The organism is Oleiphilus sp. HI0128 (assembly GCF_001635365.1).
The window spans coordinates 1-15,880 of record NZ_LWGG01000816.1 but is presented as its reverse complement, the minus strand read 5'-3'; the positions used below and the strand labels follow the sequence as shown (position 1 = coordinate 15,880).

Genomic DNA, 15,880 nt, shown 5'->3' with positions numbered 1-15,880 from the left:
TGGATAGGTTTATGTTTTCCTGGGCTGAAAACGTTCTTAATGATAACCCACTTTCAAGCCACTTCTTAACAATGGCTTCTTTAAACTCTTTTGAATAATGCTTCACTCATATTCTCTTACCGCCTCCTATTCAATTATTAAAAATTAACAGAGGCGACAACTATCCTGACACAGGGGGATAACAGCTAAAAGTGAGTCATTTTGAATCGCAATGAGTGATCACGTTCCGTCGCAACAGGTGATCACTTTGAATCGCAACGAGCGATCAGGTTCGCGCGGAATACGCACCCCCTACTTCATTGGTTAACTACATTGGATCGTTAGTTACAAGGCACAGGAATAAGATTTTAGACTTTCTGAACTGGGAACCCTACGACAGCAGCATGGCTGAAACTTTAGTAGGTTTAGCGAAGAATTTTGCAGCTCAAAAGGAAAAGCCAAAACTGATATTTGACGTTCTTACAGATACTTGCTGGAAGCACCAAGTAGCTATTCCAAGCTTTAGGGAATTAAACACAATTATAACAGAAGCATTCAATGAATCAGAGCGAATGCAAATTGCTGATCTTCGCAAGGCTATACAGCCGAGCCATTCAGATCTGTTGGACTCTCTATTAACTCCAATAAGCGCTGGAAGCAGAACAACTACCCTATTGGCATCATATAAAAACATTGATCAATCGATGCGACCAAAGGACATTAAGCAAAGTGTCAAAGACATGGTCGTATTCAACGAGATGTTCGACCAACTTACAGATGTTTATGATGTGATAGATTTAAAAGATAAGGCTACAAGGTATTATGCAGAATGGGTGCGCAAAACCGATATCCAACAACTGACCCAGCTCACAGACCAGGAGAACATTTATCTTCATCTGCTAGGGTTTGTTAAGCACAACTATTTCTCTAGACAAGATAGTCTTGTTGATGCATTGATGAAATCGGTCACATCAACACTGCATAAGGCTACTAGTAAGCAAGCAGAACATGAGCGATTAGTTAAGGAGGAGCGTGATAAGGCAGTTCAGGAACTAAGTAAGTCTCATAAATCTATTTCAAAGCTCGCCAAAGATATTATCTCAATCGTTGAAAGCCGATTATCTACGCCAAACGAGAAATACTACAAAATAGAAGAGCTTGTTTTTGATTATCAGAAAAAGGACGAAATTGACTACAGCCTGTTAGAAGAACTAGATAATCAACTTAGAAAAGAAAGCAAAAACCAAACTTACTACCAGTTGCTCGAATCGCTTTCTTTAAGGCTACAACTCAAGGCCACTCCGATAGTAAGAGCTCTCTCCTTTGATGGCGCATCAAAGGCAAAGGATTTATTAGCTGCGATAGCGCACTTCCAAGAATCGGATGGAAATGTGGGAAAGTCCCCTCCTATTAGTTTTTTGACAAAGCAAGATCGTGCAGCAGTAGAGCGCAATGATTTTTCAACTTCATTGTACAAGTGCCTCCTATACATCTACATATCCAAAGGGATTAAGTCGGGAGACTTAAATATCAACTGCTCGTATCGTTTTCGCAGTATTCAAGACTACATGATTGATAAAGAATACTGGGAGGCACATAAATACCAGATCTTGCGTGAGTGTAATTTACTTGAGTACATAGACGGCGAAGCGTATTTAGCTGGTTTGAAGTTGGGGCTTCACGAGAAATACAAGGTCGTCAATGAGCATTTAGTAAAAGGGATAAATACAGCGCTCACTTTTAAGAATGGTCGAGTATCTAGAGTAAAAACATCGAAAACCGATTTTGAAGAGAAGTCATTTATTTCGGATGCGCTGTCCCAGGATGGATATATTCCAATTCTTCAACTACTCAAGGAAGTTAACCAAGTATGTCAGTTTACTCAAGACTTTCAGCATCTCAGCCCCAAGAACGTTAAAATGAAGCCAAAGGAAGAAACACTAATGGCCGGAGTTTTAGCAAAGGGCTGTAATATCGGTCTGGGCAAACTTGCTAGCATCTCAGCTGGCATTGAGGAGCATACGCTCCACAACACGGTTAACTGGTTTTTCAGTCTAGACAATATTCGAAAAGCTAATAACCGGATCGTTGATGCGATTCATAATTTGAAATTGTCGAGTGCTTATCTCAAAGACCCAGAAATTCTCCACTCATCGAGTGACGGAAGAAAGGTCAATGTTGATGTAGATTGCCTGCACGCAAACCACTCCTACAAGTATTTTGGAAAAGACAAAGGCGTGACGATCTACACATTTATAGATGAAAAGCAGTCGTTATTCCACAATTCAGTATTCAGCGCTTCAGATCGAGAAGCTCCATACGTTATTGATGGCTTGCTTCAAAATGAAGTGACTGACCTTAAACAAGTTCATTCAACTGATACACATGGCTATACAGAGCAAATCTTTGCAGTTTCCCATTTCTTGGGAATAGCGTTTGCTCCAAGACTTGCCAACATCGGAAACCAACAAATATATAGCTTTTCTGCACGGAAAACGTTTTACGACAAAGGCTACCGCCTACTTCCAAGTCGGCCTATCAGTAAAAACCTAGTGCTTGAACATTGGGATGACATTTTAAGATTTGTCGCGACGATTAAGATGAAGCACGCGACTGCTTCACAACTGTTCAAAAGATTGAGTTCCTATTCAAAAGAGCACCCTTTATATAGAGCTCTTAAAGAATTTGGAAGGATCATCAAATCACAGTTCATCCTGACCTATTTTGATGATGAGGATCTGAGGCAACAAATACAAAAGCAGCTAAACAGAGTCGAACTTTCAAATAGATTCTCTCGTGCGGTATTTTTTGACAACGACCAAGCTTTTCAAGAAGGCGTCCTCGCAGACCAGGAAGTTGCGACTGCCTGCAAGCTACTTCTTCAAAATTCAATCATACTCTGGAACTACTTATACTTATCCGACCTTGTTGCTAACACTTCTGACCGTGAAGACAGAAAAGATCTTATAGAATCAATAAGCCAAGGATCTGTGATAACTTGGAAGCACGTTAATTTACGAGGTGAATACGATTTCAGACGGAAAGCTTCGAATGATGCTAGATTCGACATGGATAAAATCAGATCCATCCAGCTATAGAAAGATGAATACATTTTCTATATATAACGGCATGTTACGAATCTAAATGTAAAATCTGCTCCCTATATTGTTGGGGAGCCTATTTTAGTGGTGTGTCGTTCTCGGTCAAGTTCACTATAGTCGAGGCGTTTAGTGGCAATGTTGGTAAAATTTCCCTCCCCTTTCGCTACGGAGGGAATCAACTTACTCACCAGTAGCCTCGCTACAGTTGCATTGCCATCGGGGAAATATCTGGCTTCATAAGCTTTGCCTGTACTCATCGTCAGGAAGTCGGCTACTTCACCCAACCAGCCCATCGCTCTGAGCCCTGGCGCGCCAAGCATGATGGCGTGAAGAATACTGTCCTTCCAGCCAGAGTACCCGAACATGCCACGACTAAAAACATCTAGCATACGAATTGTTCTGCCCGAAAACCCGACTCTGTCGCGAAGAAAACTATTGTAACTGGTGGTTTTTGAGTACTTATATTTCTCGAAGAAGGACAGTTCATCAAGGTAGTCGTGCTCGCCGGATACGAATTCGATCAGTTTTTCTTTTTCAGATTTATTATAAGGCAATCGTTCTATCGCTTCGCGATAGCCTTCCTTCGCGTGTAAAAAATTAATCCAATTTCCGCCAAGGTTAACGTGACCATTATCAGTCGCAATCGACATGCCTGCATCGTGATCGGTATTGCCCAAGGGGTAATCTTGCGTCATATTGGATTCCATGATATCGGTATCGATGCCCAAGTCGTCCAATACTGAGCGGGAAATATCATCGTAGCGGTCTGGGAACTCCAAGTTTTGCGAACCGCCAGCCCCCAATAACGTTTTACCTTTGACCTGGAATTCGTTGCGCTTGGCATGTCCGCCGAAATCGTCGTGATTATCCAGAATCAGAATGCGTGCATCATGGCCCATTTTTTTTCGATAAAACCACGCTGCAGACAATCCGGATATTCCACCACCAACAATTACCAGATCATAGTGCTCGTGAAGCTTTTGGTAGTGCTGCGGTTTCTCACCACGCCATGCCAGTGAGTGGGCCACTTCAAAGGATCCCTTATGGCTGCCCCGCAAGCCTGTCAAAGTTGGTGGATAGTAATCCGCAGGTAAGGGGCCAAGCGTCGTCGCCTCACCAGATGCGCCCAGTAGCTGAGCCCATGCAGTGCTACTGGATAGACCCATCGCTCCTATTGCCAATGCAGAACCATTCAAGAAATCACGTCTTGTTATACTTTTTTTCATATTGATATACCGTAAAAATATTGACCGAGCCGCTTTTAGTCCGCCGGTGAGTCACAAGCCAAACATCGACGAAATTAGCTCGAAAGATCCTCGCCTGACGAGTTGATATTTACATTGCTGGATTTTTGATAAGATAGAAAGCCACCATAGAAAGCAATGCGATAGTTAAAATAATTTGCAATCCCTATTAGTAACAAGGATTTTTTTGTTTTCCGGTAACCAATGAGCTTTAGTGTCAATCGGAGAGTGCAGTGAAAAGAATACCGAAATTATGTCCACGACGATAAATATAACTGTCGAATTGTAAGCGGCGAGATAAAAAGTTGTAGCTATGGACATAGAGGTTTGTGACTAAATTTATTGAATTCAAATTCATCAAAGTAACAGTCGTATCGGTGATCATGGAGCTGTAGATTTATCAGTTCCAACTCACCAGATATCACACTTCATTATTAAATCGATTTCTATTGGATCGCACCTGTAGCCGCGTCACTTCGCAGTAGGGTGAAAATATACCCGCGTAGCGTCGGCATTAATTGACATAAAAGGCAATCGAGTTGATATTTAAGGACGTCGTCCAATCCTCTCCAGTCGATCTCCTAAATTCACAGGACGGGCTCGAACTGTGTGTCCTACTTCTAAAACAGACAAGATTCGAACTCGATTTATCTGATTTCCGAAGATAACAAGAAGGTAGTGTGATTTTAAAAAAAGAATTTCGGGGATCAGCGGTCAATAGAGCCGTGACAGATACGCACTCACATGTTGCTTCTGCCGCTTTACAGGCCAATCTTTGGGAGCCAATGACGCCTTTAGACCCAGACCATCCACATAAGTGGCCAACATTTCAGCTTCTAACTGTACATCTAGATCCGGTCTGAGTTCACCGGCCGCCTGTGCTTTCTCGATGAAACCGGAAATACCGGCTACCCAGTCCTTTATCCAGTGTGTTTGAGTTTGCTGCAAAGCTTGAGAATCTCCGGCCCGCTGCCAAAAGTCTCGCCAGACACAGAATTCTTTTTGCACAGTTTCGTTGATGGGCAAAGTTTGCAGCAATAAGTTCTCCAAATCCTTCGGGTTGTCTTGTATCGCCTGCACTAAACGATCTTCAGTAGATTTAATTACCTGTTCTAATGCGGCCTGGAGCACATGTTCTTTATTATCGAAGTAATAATTGACCATGCCCTCTGTACAGCCACCGGCTTCGGCGAACTTAATCATGGTTACCTTGTGAATACCATAATTAGCGATGGCTTCTACCGCCCCTCGGGCAATGGCCGCGCGCCTTTCTTCATGATCTACAATTTTCGGCATACTCTTTTGAACCTATAAACAATAACAACCTAAACTATCCCGATAGTATATTAAATATTGATCAATATTAATAATTCATGTTAAAAATATTATCCAGTATTTAAAAGAGGTGTTCACTGTGGGTAAGAAACGTTATAAGACAACTAGGCAAGGCCTGAACCGACGCAGCATCCTAAAAAATGGGTTGGGGGCTCTCGGCGCAGTCGCCCTAACTGCCGGGGGGAATAGCGTCAATGCTACAGCTAGCAAAGATTCCACGGATAGAGAAATCGACAAGTATGACTATGATGTCATTGTTATTGGTGGTGGCTTTGCCGGGGTTACCGCTGCCCGTGAGCTCAGGCAAGCTGGGCTATCAGTACTAATATTAGAAGCTCGTAATCGCCTTGGTGGGCGTACCTTTACCGTAAAGCGTGATGGTAAGTTGTTTGAGCTCGGTGGCGCCTGGGTGCACTCCACGCAACCTAATGTTTTCGCTGAAATTAATCGCTACGACTTGCAATTAGTGGATTCTACTCCAAGCACGATTCCCGACTTACTGTGGTGGGATGGTGATGAGGCGCGGGATGCTGGCATGAGCGGCATCGCACCACTGATTAGGATGGCTGCCTGTGGGAATGGGGCACCAGAAGGTGAACCATCGCCACCTATGGTCACCTATCAAGGCTTTGCCATTGCCAATGAGCAAATGCACCAATTTCATGATGGTGCCGCTCACTCCTTTCCATTGCCCTATGATCCTTTTAGTACAGATAATTGGCAAGGCGCCGACACTCTATCGGTTCGCGATCGCCTTAATCAGATGGACCTCTCTCCTTCTTTCTCACCCATCATCGAAGGACTCTTGGGCGCTTCCGTTCATGGAGACTTTGATCAAGCTAGCTACGTAGAAATGCAACGATGGTGGTCTCTCGTTGGCAGTGATATCACTCGTTACAGTGATAGCGTCTCTCGCTATAGCTTTAAACATGGTACGCAAAGTTTAATCAATGCCATGCTGGATGATGGTCGCCCTGACGTGGAATTGGGTACGCCAGTGAAGGAAGTTCATGATCTTGGGGATCACGTAAAAATAATCACCAGCACAGGCAAAACATTTACCTGCCGGTCCACGATTAGCGCAGTCCCCATGAACGTACTATCCAAGATTCAATTTTCGCCTGCGCTACTATCACAAAAGGTGAGAGCGTCCGAGGAAGGTCATGCCGGCTCTGGAATGAAGTTCTACATTCGCATCCGACAGAATATAAAGCCCATCTTAATGTTGGCCTCGGAGCAAGACCCTATAAGCACCATTATGACCATGGCCAGCCCTAACGAAGGCACTAATCTCGTGGCTTTTTCCACTGATCCGTCACAAATTGACCCCAACAACCACGCGCAAGTCCAAAAATTATTGCGCCGCTTTCTACCGGATGTTGATGTGGTGGATACCCTACACTATGACTGGCACCTGGACCCTTACTCAAAGGGTACTTGGTGCGTTCTGAAAAAAGGTCAATTGACGAATTCGATTACTGCATTACGCGAACCCCAAGGGCGAATATATTTTGCCGGTGGCGATATTGACTTAGGCTGGCGCGGATTTATCGACGGCGCTATTGCGACGGGTAACCAAGTTGGCCAAAAAGTGGCTCGTCTACTAAACGCACGCACGACCCCAATTTATAAAACAGAAAAAATGGCAGCCGGCGCTCACATAGACACAACCCTTAATCAATGCACCGTGTGTCACAGTACAGACGCATCCGGAAAAGCAAGTGTTGGTCCCAATCTTAGAGGTAAATACGGACAACCCGCCGCTTCGGCTAGCAATTTTAACTACTCGTCGGGTTTATCTGAGAGCAATCTCACTTGGAACGAAGCCAATCTGGATCGTTTCTTGGAAGACCCCGCCGGAACAGTGCCTGGTACCACTATGGGCTTTGGGGGGATAAAAGACCCCAACGAAAGGAACGCCATCATTGAAGCCCTCCGTGCACTTAAATAGGCAAGAAAAACCATTGGTAGCACCATCCTAACAAACCAGCGTAATGTGGATAGGAAATGAATATGAAAATGTACCCGATTTTAGCGTATCTATGTGCTCTATTGATATCGGACGTAGTGAGTGCAAGTGACATTAATAATGACAGAGACAACGAAGAAATTTATCGAAAACTACTAAAAATCGAATACAACAATCGTGTATTTGCTTATCTTTCAACTCAAATCATCGCAAAAAACCGAGAGGGTTCTCCAATGGGGGAGTTTTATCAAGCGTATTATCGGTTGGAGGTGTTGAACAAAAGCCTCTATGAGAATATGGAAAAGAAACTTAACTTTGAATACCAGCCCAATCTGTTTACTCGTACTCGTGGAAAGTTAACCGGGTATATCTCCTCTGTTCTGCCTGTTACAGCAGGTATGCTTGTATCTATCATTCAACCATACGTGGAAAAGCTTACCGTATTAAATCAAGTTTCCCCAGCAGAGCACAGTAAGTTCTTCAGCTATGTACTTGCGCAAGAAAAAGCTCAGCTTAAAGCCTCACAGGTGGCAGTAGAGAGAGGCTGGTCAGAGGGGGCTAAGGTTTTAAGAGAGTTTATTGAAAATCAAAAATAATCCCAAAATTAATGTTCTGGACTGCCCGGCGTTTCATAAACATTTCCGAGCTATTATTGTTGTATGGCTACTTTAATGAGCTGTTGAGCAAGAATTGGACCTTCTATTTCACTAAATTTTATTGGTTCTTTCGGGGGCGGGTGATAGTAGATTTGATGCTGAGGCGGTCATGGGGGCGTAGAGGACATTCTTTTAATGCATGAGCTCTGTCTAGCGAATTCAAGCTGTGGGGGCTATCTAGAAGAATTAATTACATAAAAGGGGGGCTGATAAGGCCCTTTCTTCGTCTTCTGAGTAATAGTTTCCTAAAAGAACAAATATTGGCCTCGCAACATCAATATCTGGGTGTTGATCTCAGGTGAAATTCATGTGTGGGACTTTTTACGGTGTTGCCTTGGATCCGGTTTCGGGTTGAAAGTCTCATAACGCATGAGATAAAAATTTGATATGGGTACAAGCACCGTGATAGATACTTTTAGTCCTCATTTGGTTGCAGCCATAATTGGTTTGGTTGTCGAGATAATTGGTTGGTGTAAAGACATGATCCAATAAGGTTTAATCCAATCTAATAGTAAAGTGTAACTTATGGTGTAGCTTTTCTCTTCGGGGCTAAAAAAATCGTTATAAATCAAAGCTCAAGTACTGCTGCATCATGAGTCATGGATTGATGTTGGTTGTGATCCATTTCCAAAACGTCATGACTAATAGAAGACTCACCATCGGCCATCGGCATGTCATCCGTAACGGTGTCGGGTCGATGGATCTGGCTGATCACATAGTTGTTGTCGCCCTCTCTTGTAATTTCTACGTGAAGAGTCATATCAGACTGTAAACCTTGAAGGTCTACATTTTTTGCGGCGGTAAAATTCATGGTCATGGCCGGCCATTGCCAGTCATCAATGGCATCATGCGCCAGCGTCAACATCCGGTGTTCGGGCATCAGGCTTTTAAGACGTGCGCCGACCCAGACCGATGTGGGAGCCATAGTCTCAGCCTTATCATCCGAACCATGATTCATGCGCCGAAAGTCCGAGGTTTTGCTGGACTCGGAATCAATCAGGAATTGTGCTGACGTCACAATGCGGTCGCCCTCATCAAGTCCCAATATGATTTCCGCCTGCTCATCGTTGATATTCCCAACCTGTACAGCAACGGATTTAAAACGGCCTTCGCCCTTGGCCAGCACAACACGGGATTGACTGCCGGTACGGATCAGCGCCTGACGGGGAATCAACAGAGTATCGTCCATCGGTGCCGTCTCAATGCGCATCTGCGCAAACATGCCCGGCTTCAGATAACCATCGGGATTGTGAAAATGTACTCGTATCTGTGCGGTGCGAGTCTTGGTGTTAAGGCTCGGGTAGACATAATCAACCTGGCCCTGCCACTCTCGCCCTGGCGAATAACCCAACTGCATCTGGACCTGATCGCCGACCTGCACCAGGGAAGCCTGTCGCTCAAAGACTTCACCAATCACCCAAATATGTTCCAGCTGACCGATGGCCATGATTTCCATGCCGGGTTTTACAAACATGCCTTCGCGCGCCATGAGGTTATCCAGCACACCCGATTGCGGCGCTGTAACGGTGATGGTCTGGCTCACCTTGCCGGATTTCCTCAGGCGGTTGATTTCTGATTTTGGCACCTGCAGGGATGCCAGGCGCTCCTTGGCGGCTTCAATCAGCGTGGCGTTATTGCGTTTTAGTGCCAAGAGTAATTCCTCCTGTGCATTAACCAGGGTCGGTGAGTAAAGCGCATAGAGAGATGCACCCTTCTGCACCGGATCGCCAGAAGCTTTGACGTAGAGTTTTTCAACCCAGCCCTCTACCCGCGGATGAATATGTATCAAGCGATCTTCATCGTATTGCACATAACCCACGGTATTGACGGAAACGTCCATCTGGCCGCGGGTAACGGGTGCCGTGCGTACGCCAAGGTTATTGACCACATCCGGCGATATGGTGACTGTGCCAATCTCCTCATCACCGCCGGCTTCTTCATACACCGGAATCAGATCCATCCCCATCGGAGATTTTCCGGGCTTGTCGCGTTTGTAATTGGGGTCCATCGGCGCGACCCAATAGAGCGGTTCTTTTTTGGCTGTCGCCTTACCGCCCTCTCCCGTGTCTTGCATGCGCCAATAGGCTGAATAGTGGGCCAGGGTTGCCGTCGCAATCAGCAATGCAACCGTTATAAAGAATGGTTTATTCAGTTGAATCTTCATGGGTTCTTTCCTTCCGTGCGGTTACCGTGTGTTGCAGGGGACTGCTTTGCGTGGCTCTGCGGTAACAGCACTGAGCGGTTTGTCGGTAAGAGATAGTTCAGTTCGGCAAGGATTTTTAGCCGATCGACCTTGATGGTCAGGAAATCGATTTTGGCGTTCAGCTCGGCGATGCGGGCACGCACCGCTTCAGCAAAGTCGCCGTCATCGTTGTTATAGGCAGTCAGGGCAGCTTCGGCCTGCTCCGCCATTTGCGGCAGTAGCTGCTGGTCATAGAGTGTGCGGCGCTCATTCAGGCGCTGGATTTGCACAATGGTCGTGTCCAGCTCCGCCATTAACTTTCGCGCCATCAGTAGCTTGTCTGTTCGCAGTGCCTCAGCTCGGGAGGTAGCGGCGCTAACATCTTTATCCTGTCGATTGCCCGTGAAAAGCGGCAGATCAAATGTGACGCCGACCGAGAACAGATCGGCGCGATCCCGGCCCATGGGGTCATCGTCCCGATAGCCGTACTGGGCGGTGAGCCCCCACTCGGGCTTATACTTTTGCTGGGCCAATTCAACCCCGGTCTGCATAGCCTCGATACGTTGGTCAAAGGCCAATAACAGGGGATGCCGATTGATCTGTTCATAGAGCCAGCGATCATTGTGCGTCTGACCCATGCCTGGGGTTGGCTCATCACCCAATTTACTGGATAAGGTCCGCGCCAACGGCAGACTGGCTTGACCGCCAATCCACTCGGAGAGCCGCTGCTGGGCAGAATCCAGTTGTTGTCGCAACGCAGTCAGCCGATCATCCAGCCGGGTGAGTTCCAGTTTTGCCCGGATAATATCCTGCTGTCGGGCACGCCCCAGCGCGGAGGAATAACTGGCTTTGGAGGCAAAATCCCTAGGACCCCACCTAGAAATGAAAGTTGATACCCCTCTACAAGCCACGGCAGACGGGGGCTTCAGAGGTTTTTGCAATATATGGAGGCAAAATCCCTAGGACCCCATAGGGAAGCACAATAATGAATAAACTTGCATTTTTAGTTCTAATTATTCTGTCATCACCTTCCCACGCATTCATTGATATTTTCAAGGATGTTAATTGGGATTGTATGTTTCCTATGTCAATGGCAGGCCTAAAAATTAGCTCAGGCGATGATGTTCTTGGTGCAAACGATTCAGGCAATAGCTCAATGACCTGCTCATGCGCAGGAGAAGGTTCAGCTAAGGTCGGCGTACCCATGTCGTTTTGGGAGCCATTTGCTATTGTTGATACGACATACGAATCGTGGCACATAGTTCCTTTTGATCTCAAGTTAGATTTAGCTGCTCCCTACATGCTTGATGGGGCTCGTGCCAGTGGCAGCTCTGGTAAAGCAGTAAAATCAAATATTCACTACATTACGTTTCCAGTGTTCAAATTACTCGATATGTTTGGAGATTTACCTTGTTTAAAGAACAGCGAAGAACTAGATCTAGCATCCGTTTCAGAAGTCCTCCCATTTTTTCAAAATGACTTACTTTCGCTAAACGTTTTCCCCGAAACATTACTACTTTCTAACCCTGCCACAACATTAGCATGTATTGCTGATGCAGTAGCAGTAACAACGGCCACACCAATTGATAGCCTTTTTTATTGCCTTGGGGCTGGCCAACTATATCCGATTTCTGCTACAGCCATTGGCGACAATGTTGTTGGAGCCAATGCCGACAATGCAGCACGAGGGATCTATATTATGGGCCGCCACGGACTTCTTAAAGAGTATGCGCCTAATGGCTGTTACAGCAACTATAAAACAATCTGGACGAAAAGCCGTTATCGCTTCCATCTATGGAGCCCAATGAGACAAGGAAAATGCGCCCCCTTTGGATACCCTGAACTTGTCTGGACATCTGGCCTACCAGCAGACCAGCTTGATAATGACATGTCATTCATGATGTGGCGTAAAGTAGATTGCTGCACAATGGGAGGAAACTAAATGCGTTTAACTACTTTGTTTTTGTTATTAATATCGTGCTCTGCATTGGCAGAAATAGATGTTTCCAAGCATGTTGAAGACTCAACTAAAGCGTTTAAATCAAAAGTACAAAAACTCGTCGATAAAACAAAGCTGAATAATCAAAACCATGAAAAAAGCCTAGAGAAAATAGAAAAGTACATTAACTCAGAACAATATATAGCTAGACAGGCAGAACTATCTGAAAGAATTGGTGACTCACTTGGCATTGATATTGAAAAACCAAATAAAAATAGAACAGATGAAAGCCGAATTTTGCCCAAAGGACATAGCATTCTATTGTATGTCTCAAGCTCTATGCCTAAAGAAGTTATCCACCGCTATGCACTAGACCTCCACAAAATACAAGGCACAATTCTTATTCGTGGGCCAATTGGAGGCATCAGCAAGATGCTGCCTACCTCTCGATTTATCAGAGATGTTACTAAGCGTGATATGAGCTGTATTGATAAACCTGATAAACCTTGTGAGCGCTTAAATATAGCTATCCGAATAGATCCAAAGAGATTTGCTGAAAACAAAATTAACCAGGTTCCAGCATTAACCTTTGAAACCAATTACTCCGGTGATTTTTATTGCAATACCGGCCAACCCAAAAAGAGTAGTCACGTTGTCTATGGCGATTCAGAGTTGAGAGGCTTGTTATCAGCACTTTATGATATTAGCGAAGACAAAGCTCTTGAGTTGCCAATAGATATTCTGCGTGGAGTTGAAAAAGGACTTAATCAATCATGAAAAAATCAATTCAAGATAGCTACCTAAAATACGTCATTGTGCTCGGAATCATGTTCTCTATAGTACTTGTTTTTTGGTTTGTTAAGTTTCCTGTCACACCCTCAATCGACAAGTCATTTCTTTACCGAGATCTATTTGGCCCAACTCCAATTATTAATGATGAATACGTTTTGTTTACTCACGATCACGAGTTAATCGGCGGTAAGCAAAGTGTTATTAAAAAAGTGGGCTGTATCGCGGGGCAAAAATTAGAACGAAGAGCTGACGGATTTTACTGCAATGATAAATTCCTAAAAGTAATACGTTTAGAACGAGTTAATGGCGAACCACTTCCTCAATTTTACTTTCATGGTGTCGTACCAGAAAACAAGCTATTCCTTTATGGCACTGATCAATACAGCTTTGGTTCTCGCCACTGGGGATTTATTGATGTGTCTGAAGCTGAACGACTCATACCGATCATATAGGAAATAGCCATGACTAGACTATTAATGATCATTATAACTCTCCAATTTTCTACGTTACTACTTGCCGAATCCATACACCAGGAACGAGGAAAATGGTGGGGCAAAGGCTATGAGTTAGAGAAAGATTCTGAAGAAGAACCTACTAACGAAGAAAAATACAACCTACCTCCTCTTCCAGCTAAAGAAGAACTTATGAAAATGCACCCTGAGCAACTAAGGGAAATGGAACAGAAATATCTAGATCAAGCAATATGGAAAAGGGACGAAGAAAGTGTCAAAGAGTACTACACACTCGTTGCTGCGTTTCGTGCGATGTCAAGAGGATTTGCTGCTGTCCATAACTACGTAACAATGACATCACCTGAGTTAAGTACCGCAGACATGGCCCCTAGCACTCCAATGGGGATCAAGACAAAGAAAGCAAACATACTTAACGATCTAAACTCCAAACTAAAATCAGAATATAGAAACTTCGGGTTAATGATTTTCATGTCTGGAAGTTGTGGAGCCTGCAAAGTAATGCATCCACTATATAAAGCATTTGCAATTAGACATGGGTGGCAAGTCCAATATATAGATGTCGAACAACGACCCGACCTAGTAGACCACTTTAAGGTTAAAGTCACACCAACCGTAATCATGGTTCAATCAAATACCAATAACCATCAAACAGTATCTCATGGTGTTGTAGCACTCCCCAACCTAGAAACAAACATATATCGCTCACTTCGACTAATGAAAGGCGAAATAGACATGCAACAATTTCTGACGATGGAGCACCAAATGGGATCTAGTCTCGACCCACTCGCAAAAAGGAAAATACAATGAGAACTGTATTATTAACAACCATCCTAATTATGGCAGCCATACCTTCTGCACTGGCTGGAGTCGTGGACGATTGGCTAAGTGATTTAGAATCATCTGTTGGAGCTTCAGCATATAACAGCGGTTCAAGAGGGTATTTAAGCGCAGGCTCAGTTAACGCTAGAGTTTCATCTACAAGTGAATATCTTATGTCAATCAACCCTCCGAGACTAGATGCTGGAGCGTGTGGGGTTGATTTATTCTTAGGTGGTATGAGCTACATGGATATAGATTACCTTGGGGATAAGCTAGAAGCTGTATGGCAGAACGCAGATGCGGTTGCCTTATCTATGGCTATGTCTCAATTATCAAAGACTCTTGATGAAAAAGGTATTGATTTTACTGAAGCGGTAGACTTTCTTAACTCATTACAAATAGATGAATGCCAATTAGCAACGCAAGGTGTTACTGCTATCGTCGAAGGCGGTCAGTGGGCTTATGATAAATTATTTAGTGAGGAAGTAAAAAAACAAGAACTTAAGTCGGGGGTTTCAAGAAACACTCACGAAGTAAAAACAGATGCCAAAGCAAATAACGACAAACCCAAGAGTGAAGTCAATATAGAAAGCAATCTATACGCATGTGAAGCTCCAATTCGAAACCTATTAGCCGCAAATGGTAGTATTGTTTCACGCCTAGCATCCGCGCACGGCATTTCTAATCAAGCCGAATTAATCAGAGGTTATATTGGAGATATTTATGTTGCTCATGTAGGAGATGCCAACGCACCTCAAATGGCCGTTCTTCCGCCATGTAAAAGAAATAACGACAACGGTCTTGATGATTTCATACATGGATTAGCAGAAGGTCGTTTAGCGCCTACTTCACTTGACGTAAACACTACCGGCACTTGTGCGCCAAACACAATCGCTGGCGGATTAATCAAGAACAGTTCAGATCACCTATATCAATTGCGAGACAATCTTAAAAACCCTAATGCAACAATCAACCCTGCGTCACCCCTATCTTTGTACTTAAATTCAACACCAATCCCAGTTTATAAAATAGTAAAATGGGCCAATGATATCGGAATAGAAGACGGAGTTATTCAGGAGCTATCGCATGTAGTTGCATATTCTTCTGCTTACGCCATGCTCAACGATATTCAAAGAATGACAAGAGCGGCATTCCTTAGAATGAATGCAGCCCTTACCGCTCAATCTACAAATGACACACTTAAAGCAACTGCTGATGCAACGAGCATAGTGCCTACAGGATGTAACCTAACCCCCTATTACCCAATAATTGAAGAAATTAAAAAATTAGAAGTTCGAATAAATGACTCATCCAAAGGTCTGCATGAACGATACCTTGCAAAGCTTGAGGAACTAGACACTTTTATATCATTAAATAGAAATTACGAAAAA

12 protein-coding genes are annotated in these 15,880 nt (G+C 44.2%); 8 read left to right on the top strand and 4 right to left on the bottom strand.

The genetic code is table 11. The features are described 5' to 3' along the window. Positions 1–299 precede the first annotated feature (299 nt). Positions 300–3,077, top strand: coding sequence for a Tn3 family transposase (locus A3763_RS12250; RefSeq protein WP_082880453.1), 2,778 nt, complete (start codon positions 300–302; stop codon positions 3,075–3,077). A gap of 62 nt (positions 3,078–3,139) precedes the next feature. Here the strand turns inward: A3763_RS12250 and A3763_RS12245 are convergent, their stop codons facing one another. Continuing rightward, the gene (locus tag A3763_RS12245; RefSeq protein ID WP_068511478.1) at positions 3,140–4,306 is read right to left on the bottom strand and encodes an FAD-dependent oxidoreductase; all 1,167 of its coding nucleotides are present in this window, start codon (positions 4,304–4,306) and stop codon (positions 3,140–3,142) included. 732 nt (positions 4,307–5,038) lie between these two features. Then, positions 5,039–5,620, bottom strand: coding sequence for a TetR/AcrR family transcriptional regulator (locus tag A3763_RS12240; protein ID WP_068510848.1), 582 nt, complete (start codon positions 5,618–5,620; stop codon positions 5,039–5,041). A gap of 118 nt (positions 5,621–5,738) precedes the next feature. Here A3763_RS12240 and A3763_RS12235 point away from each other — a divergent pair, with 118 nt between their 5' ends. After that, on the top strand, positions 5,739–7,610 hold the full coding sequence (locus A3763_RS12235) for an FAD-dependent oxidoreductase (RefSeq protein WP_068509542.1): 1,872 nt from the start codon (positions 5,739–5,741) through the stop codon (positions 7,608–7,610). Positions 7,611–7,672: 62 nt separating this feature from the next. Then, positions 7,673–8,224 (top strand): hypothetical protein, encoded by a 552-nt coding sequence (locus A3763_RS12230; protein ID WP_068509538.1) that lies wholly within the window; start codon positions 7,673–7,675, stop codon positions 8,222–8,224. A 628-nt stretch (positions 8,225–8,852) separates the two neighbouring features. Here the strand turns inward: A3763_RS12230 and A3763_RS12225 are convergent. Next, entirely contained in the window at positions 8,853–10,448 is a 1,596-nt protein-coding gene (locus A3763_RS12225; protein WP_068509535.1) for an efflux RND transporter periplasmic adaptor subunit, read from the bottom strand. Continuing rightward, a complete protein-coding gene (locus A3763_RS12220) occupies positions 10,445–11,221 on the bottom strand; it encodes a TolC family protein (protein ID WP_231872186.1) in 777 nt (258 codons plus the stop codon). Before A3763_RS12220 ends, A3763_RS12225 begins: the two co-directional genes overlap by 4 nt. A gap of 230 nt (positions 11,222–11,451) precedes the next feature. Between A3763_RS12220 and A3763_RS12215 the strand changes: the two genes are divergently transcribed. The 5 genes from A3763_RS12215 to A3763_RS12195 all read left to right on the top strand — a co-directional run. Beyond that, positions 11,452–12,408 (top strand): TraU family protein, encoded by a 957-nt coding sequence (locus tag A3763_RS12215; protein WP_068634360.1) that lies wholly within the window; start codon positions 11,452–11,454, stop codon positions 12,406–12,408. Beyond that, positions 12,409–13,182 carry a TrbC family F-type conjugative pilus assembly protein gene (locus A3763_RS12210; protein ID WP_068634359.1) on the top strand — a complete coding sequence of 258 codons (774 nt, stop codon included), beginning with the start codon at positions 12,409–12,411 and terminating at the stop codon, positions 13,180–13,182. After that, positions 13,179–13,649 (top strand): S26 family signal peptidase, encoded by a 471-nt coding sequence (locus tag A3763_RS12205; RefSeq protein ID WP_068634358.1) that lies wholly within the window; start codon positions 13,179–13,181, stop codon positions 13,647–13,649. The genes A3763_RS12210 and A3763_RS12205 overlap by 4 nt, the downstream gene beginning before the upstream one ends. A 9-nt stretch (positions 13,650–13,658) precedes the next feature. After that, on the top strand, positions 13,659–14,477 hold the full coding sequence (gene traF, locus A3763_RS12200) for a conjugal transfer protein TraF (protein ID WP_068634357.1): 819 nt from the start codon (positions 13,659–13,661) through the stop codon (positions 14,475–14,477). Beyond that, a partial coding sequence (locus tag A3763_RS12195) for a conjugal transfer protein TraH (protein WP_068760074.1) occupies positions 14,474–15,880 on the top strand: 1,407 nt, incomplete at its 3' end. The genes traF and A3763_RS12195, both read left to right, overlap by 4 nt.